The 22,936-nt window shown below is 71.7% G+C and carries 17 protein-coding genes; 4 read left to right on the forward strand and 13 right to left on the reverse strand.

Features of this window, described 5'->3' with window-relative positions; genetic code table 11:
* Positions 1-254: 254 nt before the first annotated feature.
* The 3 genes from ACZ4VF_RS31890 to thyX all read right to left on the reverse strand — a co-directional run bounded on the left by ACZ4VF_RS31890 (position 255) and on the right by thyX (position 3,979).
* Positions 255-1,940 (reverse strand): ribonuclease J, encoded by a 1,686-nt coding sequence (locus ACZ4VF_RS31890; RefSeq protein ID WP_467930361.1) that lies wholly within the window; start codon positions 1,938-1,940, stop codon positions 255-257.
* 180 nt (positions 1,941-2,120) lie between these two features.
* The gene (gene dapA / locus ACZ4VF_RS31895) at positions 2,121-3,020 is read right to left on the reverse strand and encodes a 4-hydroxy-tetrahydrodipicolinate synthase (RefSeq protein WP_467930362.1); all 900 of its coding nucleotides are present in this window, start codon (positions 3,018-3,020) and stop codon (positions 2,121-2,123) included.
* A 209-nt stretch (positions 3,021-3,229) separates the two neighbouring features.
* Positions 3,230-3,979 carry an FAD-dependent thymidylate synthase gene (gene thyX / locus ACZ4VF_RS31900; protein WP_467930363.1) on the reverse strand — a complete coding sequence of 250 codons (750 nt, stop codon included), beginning with the start codon at positions 3,977-3,979 and terminating at the stop codon, positions 3,230-3,232.
* A gap of 185 nt (positions 3,980-4,164) precedes the next feature.
* Between thyX and ACZ4VF_RS31905 the strand changes: the two genes are divergently transcribed.
* Both ACZ4VF_RS31905 and ACZ4VF_RS31910 read left to right on the forward strand, forming a co-directional pair.
* Positions 4,165-4,401, forward strand: coding sequence for a hypothetical protein (locus ACZ4VF_RS31905; protein WP_467930365.1), 237 nt, complete (start codon positions 4,165-4,167; stop codon positions 4,399-4,401).
* Between the two features lie 113 nt (positions 4,402-4,514).
* Complete coding sequence (locus ACZ4VF_RS31910; protein WP_467930367.1) at positions 4,515-5,069, forward strand: hypothetical protein; 555 nt, start codon at positions 4,515-4,517, stop codon at positions 5,067-5,069.
* A gap of 81 nt (positions 5,070-5,150) precedes the next feature.
* Here ACZ4VF_RS31910 and ACZ4VF_RS31915 read toward each other — a convergent pair whose 3' ends face one another.
* From ACZ4VF_RS31915 to rpsO, 5 genes are all read right to left on the reverse strand, one after another.
* Positions 5,151-5,603: a hypothetical protein gene (locus tag ACZ4VF_RS31915; protein ID WP_467930368.1), complete on the reverse strand. Its 453-nt coding sequence runs from the start codon at positions 5,601-5,603 to the stop codon at positions 5,151-5,153.
* Positions 5,604-5,616: 13 nt separating this feature from the next.
* Positions 5,617-6,369 carry a 4-hydroxy-tetrahydrodipicolinate reductase gene (gene dapB / locus ACZ4VF_RS31920; RefSeq protein ID WP_467930369.1) on the reverse strand — a complete coding sequence of 251 codons (753 nt, stop codon included), beginning with the start codon at positions 6,367-6,369 and terminating at the stop codon, positions 5,617-5,619.
* Between the two features lie 26 nt (positions 6,370-6,395).
* Positions 6,396-7,775 (reverse strand): M16 family metallopeptidase, encoded by a 1,380-nt coding sequence (locus tag ACZ4VF_RS31925; RefSeq protein WP_467930370.1) that lies wholly within the window; start codon positions 7,773-7,775, stop codon positions 6,396-6,398.
* Positions 7,772-9,994, reverse strand: coding sequence for a polyribonucleotide nucleotidyltransferase (locus ACZ4VF_RS31930; protein ID WP_467930371.1), 2,223 nt, complete (start codon positions 9,992-9,994; stop codon positions 7,772-7,774). The genes ACZ4VF_RS31925 and ACZ4VF_RS31930 overlap by 4 nt, the downstream gene beginning before the upstream one ends.
* Positions 9,995-10,359: 365 nt before the next feature.
* Positions 10,360-10,647, reverse strand: coding sequence for a 30S ribosomal protein S15 (gene rpsO / locus ACZ4VF_RS31935; RefSeq protein WP_030177470.1), 288 nt, complete (start codon positions 10,645-10,647; stop codon positions 10,360-10,362).
* A gap of 266 nt (positions 10,648-10,913) precedes the next feature.
* On the opposite strand from rpsO, the gene ACZ4VF_RS31940 reads away from it, so the two are divergent.
* A complete protein-coding gene (locus ACZ4VF_RS31940; protein WP_467930373.1) occupies positions 10,914-11,207 on the forward strand; it encodes a DUF397 domain-containing protein in 294 nt (97 codons plus the stop codon).
* A 90-nt stretch (positions 11,208-11,297) separates the two neighbouring features.
* Here the strand turns inward: ACZ4VF_RS31940 and eccD are convergent, their stop codons facing one another.
* Complete coding sequence (gene eccD, locus ACZ4VF_RS31945) at positions 11,298-12,800, reverse strand: type VII secretion integral membrane protein EccD (RefSeq protein WP_467930598.1); 1,503 nt, start codon at positions 12,798-12,800, stop codon at positions 11,298-11,300.
* Between the two features lie 303 nt (positions 12,801-13,103).
* On the opposite strand from eccD, the gene eccCa reads away from it, so the two are divergent.
* Entirely contained in the window at positions 13,104-17,069 is a 3,966-nt protein-coding gene (gene eccCa, locus ACZ4VF_RS31950; protein WP_467930374.1) for a type VII secretion protein EccCa, read from the forward strand.
* A gap of 105 nt (positions 17,070-17,174) precedes the next feature.
* On the opposite strand, the gene ACZ4VF_RS31955 is transcribed toward eccCa, so the two are convergent.
* The 4 genes from ACZ4VF_RS31955 to ACZ4VF_RS31970 all read right to left on the reverse strand — a co-directional run bounded on the left by ACZ4VF_RS31955 (position 17,175) and on the right by ACZ4VF_RS31970 (position 22,927).
* Positions 17,175-19,298: a serine/threonine-protein kinase gene (locus ACZ4VF_RS31955; protein ID WP_467930375.1), complete on the reverse strand. Its 2,124-nt coding sequence runs from the start codon at positions 19,296-19,298 to the stop codon at positions 17,175-17,177.
* A gap of 52 nt (positions 19,299-19,350) precedes the next feature.
* The gene (locus ACZ4VF_RS31960) at positions 19,351-21,564 is read right to left on the reverse strand and encodes a protein kinase domain-containing protein (protein ID WP_467930377.1); all 2,214 of its coding nucleotides are present in this window, start codon (positions 21,562-21,564) and stop codon (positions 19,351-19,353) included.
* An 8-nt stretch (positions 21,565-21,572) separates the two neighbouring features.
* On the reverse strand, positions 21,573-22,517 hold the full coding sequence (locus ACZ4VF_RS31965; RefSeq protein WP_467930379.1) for a protein kinase family protein: 945 nt from the start codon (positions 22,515-22,517) through the stop codon (positions 21,573-21,575).
* Between the two features lie 107 nt (positions 22,518-22,624).
* Positions 22,625-22,927, reverse strand: coding sequence for a WXG100 family type VII secretion target (locus ACZ4VF_RS31970; protein ID WP_356150410.1), 303 nt, complete (start codon positions 22,925-22,927; stop codon positions 22,625-22,627).
* Between the last annotated feature and the right edge of the window lie 9 nt (positions 22,928-22,936).

Below are 22,936 nucleotides of genomic sequence, written 5' to 3' on the forward strand. Positions count from 1 at the left end.
TGCGTTTCCGACTCTATCAGATCTTTTCTCGATCCGATTTCCTCGGCGCTTTCCAGGTTCCCGCTCTCGCGTTTCCCTTTCCGGCGGTTCCGACTTTATCAGAAGTTCTGAGCCGGTTTTCCCGCCCGCTCCGGGCATCCGTGTCCAGCGCATGAAGTGCTGGGTTTCCCGGTGGGCGGAGCCGTAAACGTACTGGAGCGGGGTGCCTCGATGCAAATCGAGGCGCCCCGCTCCGGACGTACACCGACGGTGCGTCAGACCTCCACGACCACCGGGAGGATCATCGGTCTGCGGCGATAGGTGTCAGAGACCCACTTGCCAAGGGTCCGGCGGACCAGTTGCTGGAGCTGGTGGGGCTCCACCACGCCGTCCTGCGCGGACCGCTCCAGTACCTCGGTGATCTTCGGGATGACGTCGGTGAAGGCCGAGTCCTCGATGCCGGAACCGCGCGCCTGGACGTGCGGACCTCCGGTGATCTTGCCGGTCGAGGCGTCCATGACGACGAAGACCGAGATGATGCCCTCGTCGCCGAGGATCTTGCGGTCCTTCAGTGCCGGCTCGCCCACGTCGCCGACCGAGAGGCCGTCGACGTAGACGTAACCGGCCTGGACCTTGCCGGAGATCCTGGCCTTGCCCTCGACCAGGTCCACCGCCACGCCGTCCTCGGCGATGACGATCCGGTCGTGCGGGACGCCGGTCAGGGCGCCCAGCTCGGCGTTGGCCCGCAGGTGGCGCCATTCGCCGTGGACCGGCATGAGGTTCTTCGGGCGGCAGATGTTGTAGAAGTACAGCAGCTCGCCCGCCGAGGCGTGGCCGGAGACGTGGACCTTGGCGTTGCCCTTGTGGACGACGTTGGCGCCCCAGCGGGTCAGGCCGTTGATCACGCGGTAGACCGCGTTCTCGTTCCCCGGGATGAGGGAGGAGGCCAGGATGACCGTGTCGCCGTCGACGATCCGGATCTGGTGGTCCCTGTTGGCCATGCGGGACAGGGCCGCCATCGGTTCGCCCTGGGAGCCCGTGCAGACCAGGACCACCTCGTGGTCGGGCAGGTCGTCCAGCGTCTTGACGTCGACCACCAGGCCCGGCGGGACCTTCAGGTAGCCGAGGTCCCGGGCGATGCCCATGTTGCGGACCATGGACCGGCCGACGAAGGCGACCCGGCGGCCGTACTCGTGGGCCGCGTCCAGGATCTGCTGGATCCGGTGGACGTGGCTGGCGAAGCTCGCCACGATGATCCGCTTGCGGGCGCCGGCGAAGACCTGCCGCAGGACGTTGGAGATGTCGCGCTCGTGCGGGGTGAACCCCGGGACCTCGGCGTTCGTGGAGTCGGAGAGGAGGAGGTCGATGCCCTCCTCGCTCAGCCGCGCGAAGGCGTGCAGGTCGGTGAGACGGTTGTCCAGCGGGAGCTGGTCCATCTTGAAGTCACCGGTGTGCACCACCATGCCGGCGGGGGTGCGGATGGCGACGGCCAGGGCGTCCGGGATGGAGTGGTTGACGGCGACGAACTCGCAGTCGAAGGGGCCGATGCGCTCGCGGTTCCCCTCCGCCACCTCGAGGGTGTACGGCCGGATCCGGTGCTCCTGCAGCTTGGCCTCGATGAGGGCCAGCGTGAGCTTGGAGCCGATCAGCGGGATGTCCGGCTTCTCGCGGAGCAGGAAGGGGACACCGCCGATGTGGTCCTCGTGACCGTGGGTGAGGACGATGCCCTCGATGTCGTCCAGACGGTCCCGGATGGACGAGAAGTCCGGCAGGATCAGGTCGATGCCGGGCTGCTCCTCCTCCGGGAAGAGCACTCCGCAGTCGACGATCAGCAGACGGCCGCCGTACTCGAAGACCGTCATGTTGCGGCCGATCTCACCGAGGCCGCCGAGCGGGGTGACCCGCAGGCCGCCCTTGGGGAGTGGCGGCGGCGGGCCGAGTTCAGGATGCGGATGACTCAAAAGACTCTCCTCAGCACGCGCGCCACGTACCGGTACGGCACGTGGCGCGCATGACGTTTCGTGCGGAAGCAGTTGTCGTTGTGGGGTGCAGGCACCGGTGGCCTGCGTCTTCTGTTGTGTCTTGTGTTGTGTGTTCTGTTGTTCTTCAGGTGTGAAGCCCCTGTGGTGCGAAGTCTTTAGTCAGAGCTGTACCCCACCGGCAGCAAGATCGCTCTTGAGCTGGGCGATCTCCTCGGGCGAGCACTCGACCATGGGCGAGCGCAGCGGTCCGGCGGGCAGACCCTGGAGCGCGAGGGCGGCCTTGGTGGTCATGACGCCCTGGGTGCGGAACACGCCGGTGTAGACCGGGAGCAGCTTCTGGTGGATCTCGGTGGCCTTGACGACGTCACCGGAGACGTACGCGTCGACCAGGGCGCGCAGGTCGGGGGTGACGAGGTGGCCGACGACCGAGACGAAGCCGACCGCGCCGACGGAGAGCAGCGGGAGGTTGAGCATGTCGTCGCCGGAGTACCAGGCGAGGCCGGACTGGGCGATGGCCCAGCTGGCGCGGCCGAGGTCGCCCTTGGCGTCCTTGTTGGCGACGATCCGGGGGTGCTCGGCGAGCCGGACGAGGGTCTCGGTGTTGATCGGGACGCCGCTGCGGCCGGGGATGTCGTAGAGCATGACGGGCAGGCCGGTGGCGTCGGCGACGGCCGTGAAGTGCCGGTACAGGCCCTCCTGCGGGGGCTTGTTGTAGTACGGCGTGACGACCAGGAGGCCGTGGGCTCCGTCGCGCTCGGCCTGGCGGGCCAGCTCGATGCTGTGGTGGGTGTCGTTGGTGCCGACGCCGGCGACGACGTGGGCGCGGTCGCCGACGGCCTCCAGGACGGCTCGTACGAGGTCCGATTTCTCCGCGTCGCTGGTGGTGGGGGACTCGCCGGTGGTGCCGTTGACGATCAGGCCGTCGTTGCCTGCGTCCACCAGGTGGGCGGCGAGCCGCTGCGCGCCGTCGAGGTCGAGTGCGCCGTCCGCCGTGAAGGGCGTGACCATGGCGGTGAGGACCCGCCCGAAGGGGGTCTGCGGAGTGGAGGTCGGAGCCATGGGTAACACGCTACTCGGTGCTCGACGCGGGGTGTGCCCTTGGGGTGCCGGGAAAGTCAGGACAAAGTGGAGCCCGGCACTGCCTGCTCGGGGGTTCAAGCAGTGCCGGGTCCGTTTGATCAGGCTAGATGAACTTCTCTAAATGCCGCAATACGGACACTTCGCGAGGCTGACCCGTACATCCGTTCCGCCAGGGGAACAAGGCTTCGCTACGGGGCCACCCGCCCGTTGGCGTTGAAGGCGGCGTACGTGAGCGGCATGAGCTTCGCCCACTCCGCCTCCATCTTCTCGCCGACCATCTCGATCTCCCGCTGCGGGAAGGACGGCACCTTGGCCAGCTCGTGCTGGGTGCGCAGGCCGAGGAAGTGCATCAGGGAGCGCGCGTTGCAGGTGGCGTACATCGAGGAGTAGAGGCCGACGGGGAGGGCGGCGCGGGCGACCTCGCGGGCGACGCCGTCGGCGAGCATCTTCTGGTAGGCCGTGTACGACTGCTCGTACGACTCGCGCAGGGCCCCGCTGACCGCCTCGTGCTGGGCCGGGGTGCCCTCGACGAAGACGTACTTGCCCGGGCGGCCCTCCTGGACGAGCTTGCGGTCGGCGCCGGGGACGTAGAAGACGGGCTCCAGCTCCCGGTAGCGGCCGGACTCCTCGTTGTACGACCAGCCGACGCGGTGCCGCATGAACTCGCGGAAGACGAAGATCGGGGCGCTGATGAAGAACGTCATCGAGTTGTGCTCGAACGGGCTGCCGTGCCGGTCGCGCATCAGGAAGTTGATCAGGCCCTTGGAGCGCTCGGGGTCCTTCTTCAGCTCGTCCAGGGACTGCTCGCCGGCGGTGGAGACACGGGCGGCGAAGAGCACGTCCGCGTCCGAAGCGCTGGACTTCACCAGCTCGACGGTGACGTCACTGCGGAACGTGAGCGACTCGGGGGTGGTCACGGGGGTAGGGGTCCTTCCCATCACTGCTGTGGTTGCCGACCACCTTACGGGGCACCCGGCGCGGCCCGGGGCGCGGCCTCGGCGCCTCACCCCAAAAAACACACCCGAGATTCTTTCGGACATGGGCACCTTTTGTGTCACTCACGCGTCTGTACCGGTGAGGCATGCACGTTCGATCTTCGACCCCGAGAGGAGCGGCGACCACGATGTTCCGTCGGCGCGAGCCCGTACCCTTCGCCTTCCTGGCCGAGGCGGAAAGGTTCCGCAGCAATGTCACTCCCCCGCCCCGTCGGCGGGCCTCCACCGGCGAGATGGCCGGGCGCTGGCTGCTGGGCCTCACCCTCGTCGCCGGGCTCGTGGGGGCCCTGGTCCTCGGGATGCCGGCGCTCTCCACGCAGTCCGGTACACCGGCTCAGCAGTCCCAGGCGTCCCAGGGGCACTGAAGCGCGGGTCCTTCGCGGGCGCTTACTCTTCCGGACGCCCACGGCTGGTGGGCGGGAACGGGGCCGGATAGCCTCACGGCACAGCTCCCGTGAGGACCGAGTGAGGACCAGCCGTGCCCCTGCCCTTCCTGACGGCCGACCGCACCTTTGATTCGGCGGCCGAGAGTGCGCTGCCGTACGACGACCCGGACCGCTGGCGCCGCCCCTACCGGCCCGGTCCCTGGCGGGTGGGGGCGGCGGCGCTGGTGCTGCTGCTCGCCTCGTTCATGCTGTTCGCCGCGGTGCTCACCGCGCTGACCGACTCCGCGCCCGCCGCCGTGGTGGTGCTCGGCGCGGGTCTGGCGATCGTGGCCGCCGCGCTGCGGCTGCTGCGCGCGGGGGTGTGGGTGAGCGGGCGCGGGCTGCGCCGCACCGGCTTCCTGGTGACGCGGACGGTGCCGTGGGCGCGGGTCGTCTCGGTGCGGACGGTGCAGCAGCCCGTGCGCTGGCTGGGGCTGCCGCGGACGGTGCAGGGGCAGGCGCTGGCCCTCGTACGCGAGGACCGGCCCGCCGAGGACACCCCGCCGCTGCTCACCACGCACGGCCTGGACTTCCTGGGCCGGCCGGCGGCCTTCGACCGGGCGGCGGACACGGTGGAGGCGTGGGCCGCGGAGAACCACCGCGGCTGAACCACCGCGGCTGACCGGGCGCGTGCCCATCGCCGCCGACCGGGCGTGCGCCCCGCGGGAGCGGGACGCACGCCCGTCCGGTCAGGTGCGGACGGGGCGGCCGTCGTGCAGGGCGATGGCGCGTTGCATCGCCTTGCGGGCGCGGGGGGTGTCCCGGGCGTCGTGGTAGGCGACGGCGAGGCGGAACCAGCAGCGCCAGTCGTCGGGGGACGCCTCCGTCTCGGCCTTGCGCTTGGCGAAGACCTCGTCGGCCGAATCGCGGTCGACGCGGCCGCTGGGCAGGCGCTTCAGCTCGTCGACCGGCAGGCCCCCCTCGGCCTCCAGTTCCGCGGCGAGGGCGTTGGCCCGGCGGACGAACTGGGTGTTCTTCCACAGGAACCACAGGCCGATGACCGGCAGGACCAGCACCGCCACCCCGAAGGTGACGGTGAGGAGGGTGCCGGACTGGATGAGCATCACGCCGCGGCTGCCGACCAGGACGAAGTAGAAGACCAGGACGGCGGCCGTGACGAGGTAGGTGATCTTCGCGCGCATGAGGTGCCCTGGCTCAGCTCAGGTCCAGGAAGTGTTCCAGGCCGAAGGTGAGGCCCGGAGTGGTCACCACGCGGCGCGCGCCGAGCAGGATGCCCGGCATGAAGCTGCTGTGGTGCAGCGAGTCGTGCCGGACGGTCAGGGTCTCGCCCTCGCCGCCGAGCAGGACCTCCTGGTGGGCCAGGAGGCCGCGCAGGCGGACAGAGTGGACGGGGACACCGTCCACGCTCGCGCCGCGGGCGCCGTCCAGGGCGGTCGCGGTGGCGTCCGGCGCCGGGGCCGAGCCGGCCGTCCGGCGGGCCTCGGCGATGAGCTGGGCCGTACGCGAGGCGGTGCCGGAGGGGGCGTCCACCTTGTTCGGGTGGTGCAGCTCGATCACCTCCACCGATTCGAAGTACGGCGCGGCGATCTGCGCGAACTTCATCGTCAGCACGGCCCCGATGGAGAAGTTCGGCGCGATGAGCACACCGGTCTCCGGGGACTGGGCCAGCCAGCCCCTCAGCTGCGCGAGGCGGTCGTCGGTCCAGCCCGTCGTGCCGACCACGGCGTGGATGCCGTGGCGCACGCAGAAGTCGAGGTTGCCCATGACCGAGGCGGGGGTGGTCAGCTCCACGGCGACCTGGGCGCCGGCGTCCGCCAGCGTCTCCAGCTTGTCACCGCGGCCGAGCGCGGCGACCAGCTCCATGTCCTCCGCGGCCTCGACCGCCCTGACCGCCTCGGCCCCGATCCGGCCCTTGGCACCGAGGACCGCCACGCGCAGCTTGCTCATGTTCCTGCTTCCTAACCGGTGGTGTTTCAGGCGACCGCGTCGTGCAGCCGGGAGGCCTGCTTGTCCTTGAGCGGGCCGATGACCGACAGCGACGGACGCTGTCCCAGGATGTCGCGGGCGACGGAGCGGACCTCGTCGGGGGTGACCGCGGCTATCTTCCCCAGCATGTCGTCCACGGACATCTGCTCGCCCCAGCACAGCTCGCTCTTGCCGATACGGTTCATCAGCGCGCCGGTGTCCTCCAGGCCCAGGACCGTGGAGCCCCTCAGCTGGCCGATGGCGCGGGCGATCTCGTCGTCGGTCAGGCCGTTCTGCGCGACCTGGTCGAGCTCGTCGCGGCAGATCCGCAGCACGTCGTGGACCTGGCTGGGCCGGCAGCCGGCGTAGACGCCGAACAGACCGCAGTCGGCGAACGCGGACGTGTACGAGTACACGCTGTAGGCCAGGCCGCGCTTCTCCCGGACCTCCTGGAAGAGGCGGGAGGACATGCCACCGCCGAGGGCGGTGTTGAGCACGCCCATGGCCCAGCGGCGGTCGTCGGTGCGGGCGAGGCCGGGCATGCCGAGGACGACGTGCGCCTGCTCGGTCTTGCGGCCCAGCAGCTCGACCTTGCCGGAGGTGCGGATCCTGCGGCTGCCGTCGCGCGGGGCGATGGGCCGGGCGTCCTGGTCGGTGAGGGCGCCCGCCTTCTCGAAGGCCGCTCGGACCTGTCGTACGACCTTGTTGTGGTCGATGTTGCCGGCGCAGGCGACCACCAGGTGGGTGGGGTCGTAGTGCTTCCTGTAGAAGCGGCGGATGCGGTCGGCCGTGAGGGCGTTGACCGTGTCGACCGTGCCGAGGACCGGGCGGCCGAGGGCGTTGTCGCCGAACATGGTGTGCGCGAACAGGTCGTGCACGCAGTCGCCGGGGTCGTCCTCGGTCATGGCGATCTCTTCGAGGATCGCGCCCCGCTCGACGTCGACGTCCTCTTCGAGGATCAGCGAGCCGGTCAGCATGTCGCAGACGACGTCGATGGCGAGGGGCAGGTCGGCGTCGAGCACGCGCGCGTAGTAGCACGTGTACTCCTTGGCCGTGAACGCGTTCATCTCGCCGCCGACCGCGTCGAGCGCGGAGGAGATGTCCAGGGCGCTGCGCTTGCGGGTCCCCTTGAAGAGCAGGTGCTCCAGGTAGTGCGTGGCGCCGTTCAGGGCCCGGGTCTCGTCGCGGGAGCCGACGTGCGCCCAGATGCCGAAGGTCGCGGAGCGGACCGAGGGCAGGGTCTCGGTGACGATGCGCAGGCCGCCCGGGAGGGTGGTCTTGCGGACCGTGCCGATGCCGTTCCGGCCCTTGATGAGGGTTTGGGTACGGGCGACGGCCCGCGCCTCCGAGGAGGGGCGGGCCGTCACCTTCGAGCTACGGGACGTCACTGCTCGGCGTCGTCCTTGTTCTCGTCGGAGGAGTCTTCCTCGCCCTCGATCACCGGAACGAGGGAGAGCTTGCCGCGGGAGTCGATCTCGGCGATCTCGACCTGGACCTTCGCGCCCACGCCGAGGACGTCCTCGACGTTCTCCACGCGCTTGCCGCCGGCGAGCTTGCGGATCTGCGAGATGTGCAGCAGACCGTCCTTGCCGGGCAGCAGGGAGACGAACGCGCCGAAGGTGGTCGTCTTGACGACCGTACCCAGGTAGCGCTCGCCGACCTCCGGCATCGTCGGGTTGGCGATGCCGTTGATCGTGGCGCGGGCGGCCTCCGCCGAGGGACCGTCGGCGGCACCGATGTAGATCGTGCCGTCGTCCTCGATGGTGATCTCGGCGCCGGTGTCCTCCTGGATCTGGTTGATCATCTTGCCCTTGGGGCCGATGACCTCACCGATCTTGTCGACCGGGATCTTGACGGTGATGATCCGCGGGGCGTTCGGGGACATCTCGTCGGGCCGGTCGATGGCCTCCATCATCACGTCGAGGATGTGGAGACGGGCGTCGCGGGCCTGCTTGAGGGCCGCGGCCAGGACGGAGGCCGGGATGCCGTCCAGCTTGGTGTCGAGCTGGAGGGCGGTCACGAACTCCTTGGTGCCGGCGACCTTGAAGTCCATGTCGCCGAAGGCGTCCTCCGCACCGAGGATGTCGGTGAGGGTGACGTAGTGCGTCTCGCCGTCGATCTCCTGGGAGATCAGGCCCATGGCGATGCCGGCGACCGGGGCCTTCAGCGGCACACCGGCGTTCAGCAGCGACATGGTGGAGGCGCAGACCGAGCCCATGGACGTCGAGCCGTTGGAGCTCAGCGCCTCGGAGACCTGGCGGATCGCGTACGGGAACTCCTCGCGCGCGGGCAGCACCGGCACGAGGGCGCGCTCGGCGAGGGCGCCGTGGCCGATCTCGCGGCGCTTCGGGGAGCCGACGCGGCCCGTCTCACCGGTGGAGTACGGCGGGAAGTTGTAGTTGTGCATGTAGCGCTTGCGGGTCACCGGGGAGAGGGTGTCCAGCTGCTGCTCCATGCGGAGCATGTTGAGGGTGGTGACGCCCAGGATCTGGGTCTCGCCACGCTCGAACACCGCGGAGCCGTGCACCCGCGGGATGGCCTCGACCTCGGCGGCCAGGGTGCGGATGTCGGTGACACCGCGGCCGTCGATGCGCTTCTTCTCCTTGATCACGCGCTCGCGGACCAGCTGCTTGGTGAGCGAGCGGTACGCGGCGGAGATCTCCTTCTCGCGGCCCTCGAACTCCGGCAGGAGCTTCTCGGCGGCGAGTGCCTTGACGCGGTCCAGCTCGGCCTCGCGCTCCTGCTTGCCGGCGATGGTGAGCGCCTGGGCCAGCTCGGTGCGGACGGCCGCGGTCAGGGCCTCGAACACGTCGTCCTGGTAGTCCAGGAAGATCGGGAACTCGGCGGTCGGCTTGGCGGCCTTGGCGGCGAGGTCGGCCTGGGCGCGGCACAGGACCTTGATGAAGGGCTTGGCGGCCTCCAGACCGGCGGCGACGACCTCCTCGGTCGGCGCCTCGGCGCCGCCCTCGACCAGCTTGATGGTCTTCTCGGTGGCCTCGGCCTCGACCATCATGATCGCGACGTCGCCGTCCTCCAGGACACGGCCGGCGACGACCATGTCGAAGACGGCGTCCTCCAGCTCGCTGTGGGTCGGGAAGGCGACCCACTGGCCGCGGATCAGCGCGACGCGGACGCCGCCGATCGGGCCGGAGAAGGGCAGGCCGGCCAGCTGCGTGGACGCGGACGCGGCGTTGATCGCCACGACGTCGTACAGGTGGTCGGGGTTGAGGGCCATGATCGTGGCGACGACCTGGATCTCGTTGCGCAGGCCCTTCTTGAAGGACGGGCGCAGCGGGCGGTCGATGAGGCGGCAGGTGAGGATGGCGTCCTCGGACGGCCGGCCCTCACGGCGGAAGAAGCTGCCGGGGATCTTGCCGGCGGCGTACATCCGCTCCTCGACGTCCACCGTGAGGGGGAAGAAGTCGAGCTGGTCCTTGGGGTTCTTCGAGGCGGTGGTGGCCGACAGCACCATGGTGTCGTCGTCCAGGTACGCCACGGCGGAGCCGGCGGCCTGCTTGGCCAGGCGGCCCGTCTCGAAGCGGATGGTGCGGGTGCCGAAGGGGCCGTTGTCGATGACGGCCTCGGCGTAGTGGGTCTCGTTCTCCACTAGCGTTTTCTCCGTTACTTATCGTCTTTCGTCCCTTGGCTGCCCGTGTGGCAGGGGGACGGTGGCGGAGAAGCGCTCCGTGCGGTGCGGGCCGGTCTTCGATCGAAGCACCCGGGGCTCGCTTCCCCCCGGGGGCCACTACCGAGGACCGGCGGCGGCTAGGTGCGCTCCTCCTCGTGGTGTCGTTCTGTCGTGCTCTTCGTGCTGTGCCGTACGACGCCGTGCTGCGCCGTACGTCGTTCCGTGTCGTGCGTACTGCGTTGTGCTACCACACTACAAAGCGTGAGGGACACTCCGCACGTTCCGCGCGTACGACGAAGGGAGCGGTCCCCGAGTCCTCCCGGGAACCGCTCCCCTCACCAGTCTTACTTGGCGCCCGCCGCACCGCGGCGGATGCCGAGGCGGTCGACCAGCGCACGGAAGCGCTGGATGTCCTTCTTCGCCAGGTACTGGAGAAGGCGGCGGCGCTGACCGACGAGGATCAGCAGGCCACGGCGGGAGTGGTGGTCGTGCTTGTGGGTCTTGAGGTGCTCCGTCAGGTCGGAGATCCGACGGGAGAGCAGAGCGACCTGGACCTCGGGGGAGCCGGTGTCACCCTCCTTGGTACCGAACTCGCCGATGATCTGCTTCTTCGTAGCGGCGTCGAGCGACACGCGTACTCCTCATAGTCTGTTGAGTGCCACCGAGTGCCCCCGGTCTACATCTCGGGGGAGCTTCCGTTACTCGGGAGGCGGGGATCCGCTGGGCGCGGCCTCCAGAACACGCGGTTCCGGGGGCGCGTACACAAACGGCCGTCACTCAGGGTACCAGGAGATGGCGGGGGTCTTACGCCCGGTGGCCGAACCCGCCTGGTGCGGCCGCACCGGCCACTAGGGTGAGCGCGGGACCGTACCTAGCTCGGGAAGGGGTTCGCTGCACGATGGCGGAGACGGAAGCGGAGATCAGGGCGCGCAAGGAGCGGGAGCGGGACGAGCTGTACGCGCTCGACATCTCGGGCGTGGAGTGGCACTGCGCGCCGGGCACGGAGGAGCACGAGGAGCGGGTCGAGATCGCGTACCTGCCCGGCGGGGCGGTCGCGATGCGTTCCTCCCTCGACCCCGGCACCGTGCTGCGCTACACCGAGGCGGAGTGGCGGGCGTTCGTGCTGGGGGCCCGGGACGGCGAGTTCGATCTGAAGCCCATGGCCCACAACGGGGGGCTGGACGTGCAGTGAGCCGCACCGGCGCGCGTCGATCAGGGCGCCGGTGACGACGAACCGGGCCCCGGCTCCGTGCGGAGCCGGGGCCCGGTGTCCTGCCCGGGGCTACTTGCTGGTCATCGCGCGCGCGGTGGCGTACACGTCGAAGACCGCCAGGGTCAGCGGGATCAGGGTGAGCAGGACGAAGCCCTCGCAGATCTCCAGGAAGCGGCCCCAGAACGGGGTCAGCCCGCCGCGGGGCAGGATCAGGCCCAGGGCCGTCACCAGGGCGGCGGCCAGGGCGATCACCGCGATCAGCCAGATGGTGCGGATGTCGAGGTCGGTCCGGTCGCCGGCCAGCGCCGCGCGCATGATGTGCTGCGGCGGGTTGAGGGCGAGTCCGAGGCCCAGCAGGACCAGCGAGGCCAGGCCGGCCGCCAGCACGGAGGCGACCTGGGCGGTGTAGCGGAAGAGGCTCGCGCGCATGAGCAGGGCGACGCCGGTGGCGAGCGCGAGCAGCTGGGCCCAGACGTCGTCGGAGAAGCCGAGCACGGCCGAGGCGCCCACGGCGACCAGGGCGCAGCCGCCGACGAGGCCCACGAGGAGTTCGTGGCCGCGCCGGGCCTGTGCCTCGATGCGCTCGGTGTCCACCGGTTCCTGCGCGGCGGTGTCGGTGCCGTAGGCGGGGCGGGGGGCGCCGCTGCTCGGGTTCTCGAAGCCGATCGGCAGCCGGGCGAAACGCATGGACATGCCGGGCAGGAAGGCGAGGGCACCGACGGCGACGGGTGCGCACAGGCCGGCCGTCTCGGTGGGGGCCCAGTCGGTGAGGGTCGCGACGAAGACGACGACCAGGGCGACCGTCGAGGCGAACACGAAGGCGACGAAGGGGCCGTCGCCGTGCGGTGCGCACAGGGTGAGGATCAGGGCGGCGACGAGGACGGCCGCGCACGCCAGCAGGAACTGGAGTCTGCCGATGCCCTCTCCACCGCTCAGCGGGAGCAGTCCGCTGCCGGCGACACCGATGTTGGGCAGCGCGCCGAGGCCGAGGGCGACGGACGAGCCGCGGTCGTCGTAGACGCGGGCGCGGACCGCGGAGAGCACGACCAGGAGGACGCCGGTGACGGCGGCGAGGATGCCGGCCAGGCCGTGCATGTCGTGGCGCGGGTCGGAGGTCCAGGCGACGAACGCGAGCAGCGCGGGCAGGACGCCCCCGCCGACGAGGCCCGCGGCCCGGGTCAGGTCGCCGCTCCACAGCCGGTGCTGCCGGGTGACGGCGGAGGCGACCGCCTCGGCGACGTCGTCGAAGACCGCCGGCGGCAGGGACTCCGCGAACGGGCGCAGGGTGAGGAGTTCGCCGTCGAGGATGCGCTGGGCGGCGAAGGAGCGGGCGCTGTCCAGCACGGTGCCGTCGGTGCGGACGAGGTGGTAGCCGACCGGGGCGCCCGCCGCGGGGCTCTGCTGGGACAGCCGGAGGATCTCCGGGTAGAGGTCGGCGACCGGGACGTCGTCGGGCAGTGCCACGTCGATGCGGCTGTCCGGCGCGACGATGGTGACCCGGCAGAAGCCGAGTCCGGTGCCGGACCCGGAAGGGGCTCCCGTCCCGGGTCCGCCGGTGGCGGCGGCCGTCATGCTCACCTGCTGCTCCCCCTCAGTGGTGGTGGTGGTGCGTCTATGTCGTGAAGGTCCGGTGCCCGTTTGCCCCCTGCGTGGCGGCAGACGTGCCGTGCGCCGGGATTGCGGGGTGTTCCCGCCTCGGCATCGAGGGGGTTGCCCCGCTTTGTCCGGGCTGCTCGGCGTGTGCTCACGCGAACATTCGGCACCCTACCGCTCACCCGTGTCGCGTGAACTCAGTAGGATCACGCGGCGGCCTGCGCTCGCCGGACACGGGGCGGCGGGCGGAACGCCTGGGTCGGGCAAGGGAATTGGTGAGCAGTGAGCCAGATTGTCGTGAAGCGCCCCCCTAGGGCGCTGCCGTCCGAAGTGCCCGCGGAAGAGGTCATTGTCCAACCGCCGCCCGAATTGCCGCGCGGGCATCAGGAGAGCGTCCTGATGCAGCTGCTGCCCACGCTGGGCATGGGCGGCTCGGTGGTCTTCTTCTTCACGAACGGCCAGCCGTTCATGAAGATCATGGGCATGATCATGATCGCCTCGACGGTGGCCATGTCCATCGCGATGGTGGTCCGCTTCCGCCGCGGCTCCCAGGGCCAGCTGGCCGACATGCGCCGCGACTACCTCAGTTACCTGTCCCAGGCGCGCAAGTCCGCGGTGACGGCGGCGAAGGCGCAGCGGGACGCGCAGTACTACCTGCACCCCTCCCCCGAGCAGCTCTGGGCGCTGGTCGCCGAGGGCAGCCGGGTCTGGGAACGGCGGCCCGGCGACGAGGACTTCGCCCACGTGCGCGTCGGTCTGGGCCCGCAGCCGCTGGCGACCCCGCTCGTCCCCCCGGAGACCGGCCCCGTCGAACAGCTGGAGCCGCTGACCGCGGGCGCGATGCAGCGCTTCCTCGCTGCCCACAGCACCGTCGGCGACCTGCCGATGGCGGTGTCGCTGCGCGCCTTCTACCACGTCACGGTCAGCGGCGAACCGCAGTCCGTACGGGCCTCGGCCCGCGCGCTGGTCGGCTCGCTCGCCTCCCTGCACTCCCCCGAGGACCTGATCATCGCGGTGGCCGCGGGACGCGAGTCCCTGCCGCACTGGGAGTGGGCGAAGTGGCTGCCGCACGTGCAGGCGCCCGGCGCGGTGGACGGCGCGGGGTCGCGCCGGCTGATCGGCACCGACCCGCGCGAGCTGGAGGACCTGCTGGCCGACCGGCTGACCGGCCGGCCGCGCTTCCACCCCGGCGCCGCGCCGCTGATGGACGAGCCGCACATCGTGCTCGTCCTGGACGACCTGTCCCTGCTGCCGGACTCGGTGCTCGCCAACCCGGAGGGTCTGCAGGGCGTCACGGTGGTCGAGGTGGTGCCGGGCGACCTGACGGCGGCGGGCGGCGACCTGTCCGTCGTCGTACAGCCCGGTCTGCTCCGCCTGGAGTCCGGACACGGCGAGGTGTACGAGGGCAGCCCCGACGCCCTCTCCTACGAGTCAGCCGAGGCGCTGTCCCGGCAACTGGCGCCGCTGCGCATGGCGTCGGGCGGGGACGACGACGAACCGCTCCTCGCCAACCTGGAGTTCACCGACCTGCTGGGCCTCGGCGACGCGGCGTCCGTCGACACCAAGCGGACCTGGCGCCCCCGCGCGCTCGCGGAACGGCTGCGGGTGCCGATCGGTCTCGGCGAGGACGGCCGGCCCGTGATGCTCGACCTCAAGGAGGCCGCGCAGGAGGGCATGGGCCCGCACGGCCTGTGTGTCGGCGCCACCGGTTCCGGCAAGTCGGAGCTGCTGCGCACCCTGGTCCTGGGCCTCGCGGTCACCCACTCCTCGGAGACCCTGAACTTCGTCCTCGCCGACTTCAAGGGCGGCGCGACCTTCGCCGGCATGGCCCAGATGCCGCACGTCGCGGCGGTCATCACCAACCTCGCGGACGACCTGACCCTGGTCGACCGCATGGGCGACTCGATCCGCGGCGAGCTGAACCGCCGCCAGGAGCTGCTGCGCGACGCGGGCAACTACGCCAACATCCACGACTACGAGAAGGCGCGCGCGGCGGGCGCCCCGCTGCAGCCGATCCCCTCCCTCGTCCTGGTCATCGACGAGTTCAGCGAGCTGCTGACCGCCAAGCCGGACTTCATCGAGATGTTCGTGCAGATCGGCCGTATCGGCCGCTCGCTGGGCGTGCACCTGCTGCTGGCCTCGCAGCGCCTGGAGGAGGGCCGCCTGCGGGGCCTGGAGACGTACCTCTCCTACCGGATCGGTCTGCGCACCTTCTCCGCGGCCGAGTCCCGGGCGGCCCTCGGCGTGCCCGACGCCTACGAGCTGCCGAACGTCCCCGGTTCGGGCTTCCTGAAGTACGGCACGGACGAGATGGTCCGCTTCAAGGCGGCGTACGTCTCCGGCGTGTACCGCTCGGGGCCGCAGCGCTCCGCCCTGCCCGGCGGACAGCTGCCGGTGGACCGGCGGCCGGTGCTGTTCACGGCCACCGAGGTGCCGGTGCACTACACCGCCGTCCCGCAGCAGCGCACGCGGTCCGCGCCGGAGGTGGACGAGGCGCTGGCCGACACCGTCCTGGACGTGATCGTGCGCCGGCTGGAGGCGCAGGGCCCGGCGGCGCACCAGGTGTGGCTGCCGCCGCTGGAGAGCCCGCCGTCGCTGGACGCGCTGCTGCCGGGCCTGGCGCCGGTGCAGGGCCGCGGCCTGACCCAGCCGAACTACGAGGAAGCGGGGCGCCTGGTCGTCCCGGTCGGCCTGGTCGACAAGCCGTACGAGCAGCGCCGTGACCGTCTGATGCTCGACTTCTCGGGCGCGGCGGGCCACATGCAGATCATCGGCGGCCCCCAGTCCGGCAAGTCCACGCTGCTGCGGTCCCTGATCTGCTCGTTCGCGCTCACCCACACGCCGTACGAGGTGCAGTTCTACGGCCTCGACTTCGGTGGTGGCGGTATGGCCGCGGTGGACGGCCTGCCGCACGTCGGCGGCATCGCCTCGCGCCTGGACCCGGAGCGGGTGCGCCGTACGGTCTCCGAGGTGTACGGCGTCCTGACCCGCCGCGAGGAGTACTTCCGCACGGCCGGCATCGCCTCGATCGCCGACTACCGTGCCCGGCGCGCCCGCGGCGAGATCTCGGTCACCGACCAGCCGTGGGGCGACGTGTTCCTGGTCGTCGACGGCTGGGGCAACTTCCGCACGGACTACGAGGGCCTGGAGTCGGCCGTCCTGGACATCGCCGCCCGCGGCCTCGGCTACGGCGTCCACCTCGTCATCACGGCGTCGCGCTCGATGGAGGTCCGGGCGAACCTCAAGGACCACCTCATGAACCGCCTGGAGCTGCGCCTGGGCGACGTGATGGACTCGGAGGTCGACCGCAAGGTGGCGGCGAACGTCCCCGCGGGCGTCCCCGGCCGCGGCCTGTCCCCGCAGAAGCTGCACTTCATGGCGGCCGTCCCGCGCATCGACGGCCTGACCTCCGACACGGACCTGGCCGAGGCCACGGCCGCGCTGACCACCGACGTCGGGCGTCACTGGCAGGCGCCGGGCGCCCCCAAGGTGCGGTTGCTGCCGCGCCAGCTGGAGGCGGTCAAGCTGCCGCCGGGCGACCGCTTCCCGCAGCGGGGCATCGCCTTCGGCCTGGACGAGGAGAACCTGGAGCCGGTGTTCGTCGACTTCGACCAGGACCCGTTCTTCCTCGTCTTCGGCGAGAGCGAGTCCGGCAAGTCCAACCTGCTGCGGCTGCTGATCAAGCAGCTGTCGCTGCGGTACGGCGGCGACGAGGCGAAGTTCTTCGTGGTGGACAACCGCCGTGCGCTGCTGGACATCACGCCCTCGTCCCACCTGGCCGAGTACATCCCGATGTCCAGCCAGATGGACCACCACATGGCGGCCCTGGCCGACCTCATGCAGCGCCGCACCCCGACGGCCGACGTCACCCCGCAGCAGCTGCGGGAGCGGAGCTGGTGGCGCGGCCCGCAGGTCTTCGTCGTCATCGACGACTACGACCTCGTCTCCACCTCCAGCGGCAACCCGCTGAGCGGACTGACGGAGATGCTGCCGTTCGCCCGCGACGTCGGCGTCCGCTTCATCATCGCCCGCTCCTCCGCGGGCGCGGGGCGCGCCTCCTACGAGCCGTTCATGCAGCGCATGAAGGAACTCGGCGCCCAGGGCGTCATCCTGGCCGGCGACCCGGCCGAAGGCGACATCCTCGCCGGGGTCCGGCCGCGGCCGATGCCCGCGGGCCGGGGCGTCTTCGTGTCGCGGAAGCGGGGCAAGCCGTTGGTCCAGACGGGACTGGTGGACGTGGAGTACTGAGAGGCGCCCGGCTCACCTGACGCACGCCCTTCGGATCCGGCGGTCGTACGGCCGCCGGATCCGGTGTTCCACGAGGCCGGGCCCCCACGCGGCGGGGTGGCCGCGTCAGAAGACCGGCAGGGCGCGCAGGGAGCTGCCGCTCGCCACGAAGACGCGGTTGCCGGCGGCGGAGAAGGCCGTGGAGTCGTCCGTGGAGCCGAGTTTGCAGGACCAGGTCTCCCGCGCGTCCTTCTCCGTGCCCGTGGTCGTGACCGTGGGGACGGGTTCGGGGTCCAGGAACCAGACACCGTGGCCCTGGCGGACGACGGGGTGGTCGTTGCTGGTGACCGCCACCCCGGCCTCCCACCGCTTCTTCCCGCTCCGGGCGTCGAACGCCATGGGGAATCCGTACCCCTGGGTGTCGCAGCCGAGCGAGTACACCACGTCGCCGTAGACGCTGGGGCGGCCCCACTCCTTCTTGCTGTGGTCGTAGTACGCCTCCTCCGTGTACGCCCACACCTGCTTCCCGTCGGAGACGCGGCGCGCCGACAGCGTCCTGCCGTTCAGGACGACGAGGCCGTCGTGGACGGCCGGGAAGAGGTACCGCTCCTTCGCCAGACCGCGAGCCGTCCACTCCGTGCGCCCGCTCTCCGTGTTCACCGCCATGACGTGTCCGGTGGAGGTGGTGACGACGAGCCGCCCCTGGTGGGCGACCGGCCGGGGCAGGAGCGTCTTGCGGAAGTCCTCGGGTATCGGTGCCGTCCAGCGGACACGGGCGTCCGAGCGGCCCACGGCGCGCAGCCGGTGGTCCCTGGTGAGGAGGTAGACGCACTTCTCGTCGGCCGTCAGGAGCGTCGCGGCGTCGGCCCGCGCCGTCCACTTGCGCTCTCCCGTCGCCGGGACGAAGGTGTGCAGCGTGCCGTGCTCGTCGGCGGCCACCACCAACCGGTCGGACAGCGACAGGTAACGGCAGGCCATCCGCATCGTCGGAGCGCTCCAGCGGCGCTTGCCGTCGACGACGTCCAGAGCCACCACACCGCGCACGGGGTGGCCGACGATCACGACGTCCCGTACCGGCAACGGCACCGGGGACCCGGGATCCGTCACGTCGTCCACCTCCCACAGCGACTTGGGAGAGCCTCCGACGATGTAGTCGCCCTGGTCGGCGGAGAGGAGACGTTCCGCCGGTGTCCGCGCGGCGGGCGGGTAGTCGAACGGGCCCTTGCGTCGTCTCTCGCTGCCACGGTCCCGCAGCAGCCACCAGCCCGTCCCGGTGCCGCCCGCCGCGAGCACGGCTCCCCCGGCCGCGAGCCCGGTCAGCAGGCGGCGCCGGCCCGGTCTCCCGGTCTCCGTCGTGGGCAGCAGCGGGGCGCTGAGACTCCGCATCGCGCGCTCGCGCTCCCTGATCGCCTCGGTGACGGGCCCGCGCTTCCACGCCACGCCCGCCTTGCGGGGAGGGGCGAAGGCGGCGGCGATCTGCTCGGGGCCGGGCCGGGCCGCCGCGTCCTTCGCCAGGCAGGGCGCGATCAGCGCGTACTGCTCGGGCGACAGGCCCTGCCAGCGCGGTTCGCCGTGGACGACCTCGTACTGGACGGCGGCCACGTGGGCACCCTCGAACGCGCGGTGCCCGGTGGCCGCGAGGACGAGGACGGCACCGAGGGAGAAGACGTCGGCCGCCGGGGTGACCCGGTGCCCGAGCACCTGCTCGGGCGCGCCGTACCCGGGAGTGACCGGGATCTGCCCGGTGGTGGTGAGGGTCAGGCCGTGCTCGGGGCGGGCGATGCCGAAGTCGATGATCCTCGGACCGTCCGAGGTGATCACGATGTTCGGCGGCTTGAGGTCGCGGTGGACGAAACCGGAGGCGTGGATGTCGCGCAGCGTGCGGGCCACGGAGGCGGCCAGGGCGCGCAGACTCGCGTCGTCCAGGGGGCCGTACCGCTCGATGACCTGGTCCAGGGTCGGCCCGGCGAGGAACTCGGTGGCGATCCACGGCCGCCCGCCCTCGGTCTGTGCCCCCAGCACCGCCGCGACACCCGGACTCCGCACGGCCTGGGCCGCCAGCGCCTCGCGCACGAACCGCCGGGCGAGACCGGCGTCCTGGGAGAGTTCGGGCCGGAGCACCTTCACCGCGGCGACGGCGCCCGCGTGGTCCTGTCCGACATAGACCTTGCCCATGCCGCCCTCACCCAGCACACCGAGCAGCCGGTACGGTCCCAGACGGATCGGGTCACCGGTCCCCAGGGGTCTCATCGCGCTTCTCTTTCTTCTCTCGCCACACGTTTCCCGTCCCGCACCGGACGGCTCACTGCAGGGGGAACGCGGCGAGGAACCTGCCGCCCAGCGCGATGACCCGTGCGGATGCCTCGTGGGCCACGAACCGGTCGCCCGTGGTCCTGAAGGACCGGACCGGGGCACCGGTGGAACTCCAGGCGATGGCCCACAGCTCCGATCCACGCCGGTTGTACATGTACTTGGGGCCGATCACCGGCGGGGCGGTGACGTCGGCCGCGGCCCCCTGCCCGCCCCGCTCCTCCCACATGGCGGGTCCGCCCGCACCGGCGAAGCCGACGAGCCCGTGCCCCTTCCGGGCCGCGTACACGAAGTCGTCCTTCACCACCGGCGGGCCGTACGTCGCCCCCGGGTGCTCCGACGTGGTGTCCCAGGCGACCTTGCCGTCGGCGAGCCGCAGGGCACGCAGCGGCCCGGTACCGATGTACAGATGGTCCTCGTCGACGGCCGGAGGCAGGCGGACTCGGTCCGGTTCCACGCCGTCGAGCGGTCGGTCCCAGCGGACGGCGCCCGAACGGGTGTCGCGTACGACCGCTCGTACGGATCCGTCGTTCGTCTCCTGAAGGGTCACCAGCCGGCCGCCGACCACCGCGGCGGCGAGGAAGTACAGCCGCCTGGACCCGTCGCGCCGCGCGGGCAGGGGGGCCGTCCACAGGCGCTTGCCGGAGGAGATGTCGACGGCGAACAGGTACCAGGCCTGCGAGGCGAGGAAGCCGTCGATGGAGTACGTGCCGCGGCCGGCCGCCACGTAGGCGACCCCCTCCGCGGTGCACACCAGCTGGTTCTGGTCGATGACGCCGTTGACGTCGGTGAACTCGGCGAAGGGTTCCGCCGCCTTGCCGGTGGACAGGTCGACGGAGGCGAGCAGCAGCGGGAAACCGCCCGGTTTTCCGGCGTTGTTCTCGGAACCCTCCGCCCGCACCAGCCGGATGAGGCGTTTGCCGTCGGTGGCCACCTGCCAGGTGTTCTCCATCTGGTCCGAGGCGAACCGGACGTGCCCGGTCCCGGCGACGATGCCGCCCAGGCCCTTGCCCGCCACCAGTGCCACGAGGTCGCCGACGACGAGGGGCTGCGCCGGGAACATGTCGTCGGGCGGACCGGCGACCTGGATCTGCCAGTCGGAGTCGAGCTTCTTCCTCGGCAACCGGCTGCCGCCGGACCCGGTCGTGGGCCGCGGCGCGGGCCCCGTACCGGCCCGCCCGCTCCAGGCCCAGGCCGCGGCCCCGGCGCCCGCGACGGCCAGGGCGGTCCCGCCGGAGAGCAGCAGGCGCCGGCGGGAGACGCGTGCGACGGCGGCCGGCGCGGCCGTGTGCTCCTCCTCCGGCGGACGCGGCAGCCGCCGCGGTGTGATCTGCCAGACCTGGCTCGCCCGCCGGGCGATGTCGGCCAGCAACACGTCCGGCAGATGGTCGGCGAACTCCCCGGTGCCGTCGTGCAGTCGGGCGGCGAGCCAGTCGGTCGTGGGTCGCCGGAAGGGGTTCTTGTCCAGGCACCGCGCGAGGACGGGCACCAGGCTGTCGGGTACGCCGGTCAGATCGGGCTCGGCGTACTGCACCCGGTAGATCAGGTCCGCCGCCTGACCGTGGCCGAACGGCGGACGCCCGGTCGCGGCGAAGACGAGCAGGCCGGCGAGGGCGAACACGTCACCCGCCGCCGAGTGCTCCTGTCCGCCCGCCTGTTCCGGTGACATGAAGGCGGGCGTGCCGACCGCGACCCCGACCCGGGTGAGGTGCGCGTCACCGGCCGCGCGGGCGATGCCGAAGTCGATGACCTTCGGGCCGTAGGCGGTGACGAGGACGTTGGAGGGCTTGAGGTCGCGGTGGACGACGTCCGACGCGTGCAACTGCCCCAGTGCCCCGCACAGCGCCGCACCGAGCGCCCGTACGGAGGCCTCGGGCAGCGGACCGCACGACTCCACGGCCTCGTCGAGGGGCGGCCCGAGCACGTACTCGGTGGCGAACCAGGGCGTCCCGGCCCGTGGATCCGCGTCCACGACGCCGGCGCCGAAGCGCTCCCCCACCACCCGGGCCGCGTCGGTCTCCAGCCGGAAGCGGCTGCGGGAGGCCGGGTCGGAGGCGATGTGGGCGTGCATCGTCTTGAGCGCGACGGTACGGCCGCCCGCGGTACGGGCCAGGTAGACGGTGCCCATACCGCCGCTGCCGAGGCGGGCGACGAGCCGGTACGGGCCGATCGTCTCCGGGTCGTCGTGTGTGAGGGGGGAGGACATGGCGGTCGTCAGTTCGGCTGGGGGACGGGAGGGATGACGGGCGCGGCCCCCACGGGGATCTCCGCCGCGAGGACGGCCGCCGACTGGTGCGCGAGGGCCGCTATCACCCGTCCGGGGAGCCAGCCGGGGGCGAGCAGCGCGGCGGAGCCCGACGGGTTCCCGCCGGCCAGCGTGTCGACCACGTCGGCGAGCGGGGGGCGGGCACCGGGGTCGCGGGTGAGACACCGGCTGATGACGGTACGGAACGCGTCCGGGAGTTCGTCCCGCTCCGGGGTCGTGTGGCCCGTGGCGGCGTACGCGAGCGTCGCTCCGAGGGCGTAGACGTCCCCCAGGGGGCGCGGGCGCCCGCCGGAGGCCTGCTCCGGCGGCAGACTGCCGGGTTCCAGGCCGGGCAGCCCGGACCGGGGGGTGCCGTCCGGGGCGGCGGCCCGTACGGCGCCGTAGCAGGAGAGGCGGGGGCCGTCGGCGGCGAGCAGGACAGCCGCGGGAGACACACCCGCGAAGGCCAGGCCCTGTCCGTGCAGGACGGCCAGGGTCTCGGCGAGGGTCACGCCGAGCGCGCGTACCGTCCGCTCGGGCAGCGGACCGCCGTGCACGGCGAGGGCGGTCGGAAGCGGGAGGACGGGCAGGTAGGGCCGGGCGCACCAGGCGGGCTCGCCGGGGGCGGCGAGGGCCGTCGCCGGTGCCGCGGCCGGGCCCAGGAGGTAGCGGGAGTCCTCGGCCTCCGCGAGGAAGCGCCGGGGATCGCCACCGGAGCGCGGGAGGGAGAGCAGAACGGTGTGCCGGCCGTCGGCGCTGCGGGCGATGTACCGGCGCTCGGGGACGGGGACCCGGGTCCGCGGGTCGTCCAGCGCCGTGATGACGCGGTACGGGCCGACCTGCCGCCGCGACCCGGCGGCCCGGTCCGGTTCCCGCCCGGCGGCCACCCCCGTGGCGCCCTCGTTGGCCTGCATTCCCTGTCCTGGTGTGTCCGTGCCGCCGTGGTCGTCCGGCACGACAGGGGGTGGGCACCTCCCGTGCGTGCCCACCCGCTGTCGTGATGTGCCGGTCGTCCGGCCGCTTACATGAAGTAGCTGGCGGCCTTCCGGTCGCCGCCCTGGTAGTCACCGCCGGCCGCGTGCACGACCCGGCCGATGGCCTTCAGGGCCTCGTGGATGCCGTTGGCCTCACGGTCCCAGGCGGCCTGCTGCTCGGTGTACGTGTTGTGGGCCTCGCCCTCCCACATGCTGGCGACGCCGGCGACCTTCCGCTTGATGGCGTCCAGGCTCTCCTCGAGCCGCTGCGCGTGGTTGGCCAGCTGGGTGGCGGTGTCGTCGAGGCTGCCGTAAGTGACTTCCAGCTCGCCGCTGTTGTTGACGCTCATGGATGCTCC

The organism is Streptomyces sp. NPDC029151, assembly GCF_055564315.1.

Coding starts and splice junctions, on each gene's coding strand:
- dapB (WP_467930369.1), bottom strand. CDS start 6,369: ATGAGCAAGCTGCGCGTGGCGGTCCTCGGTGCCAAGGGCCGGATCGGG.
- ACZ4VF_RS31970 (WP_356150410.1), bottom strand. CDS start 22,927: ATGAGCGTCAACAACAGCGGCGAGCTGGAAGTCACTTACGGCAGCCTC.
- ACZ4VF_RS31960 (WP_467930377.1), bottom strand. CDS start 21,564: ATGTCCTCCCCCCTCACACACGACGACCCGGAGACGATCGGCCCGTAC.
- ACZ4VF_RS31965 (WP_467930379.1), bottom strand. CDS start 22,517: ATGCAGGCCAACGAGGGCGCCACGGGGGTGGCCGCCGGGCGGGAACCG.
- ACZ4VF_RS31940 (WP_467930373.1), top strand. CDS start 10,914: ATGGCGGAGACGGAAGCGGAGATCAGGGCGCGCAAGGAGCGGGAGCGG.
- dapA (WP_467930362.1), bottom strand. CDS start 3,020: ATGGCTCCGACCTCCACTCCGCAGACCCCCTTCGGGCGGGTCCTCACC.
- ACZ4VF_RS31915 (WP_467930368.1), bottom strand. CDS start 5,603: ATGCGCGCGAAGATCACCTACCTCGTCACGGCCGCCGTCCTGGTCTTC.
- ACZ4VF_RS31955 (WP_467930375.1), bottom strand. CDS start 19,298: ATGAGACCCCTGGGGACCGGTGACCCGATCCGTCTGGGACCGTACCGG.
- eccD (WP_467930598.1), bottom strand. CDS start 12,800: ATGACGGCCGCCGCCACCGGCGGACCCGGGACGGGAGCCCCTTCCGGG.
- ACZ4VF_RS31905 (WP_467930365.1), top strand. CDS start 4,165: ATGTTCCGTCGGCGCGAGCCCGTACCCTTCGCCTTCCTGGCCGAGGCG.
- thyX (WP_467930363.1), bottom strand. CDS start 3,979: ATGGGAAGGACCCCTACCCCCGTGACCACCCCCGAGTCGCTCACGTTC.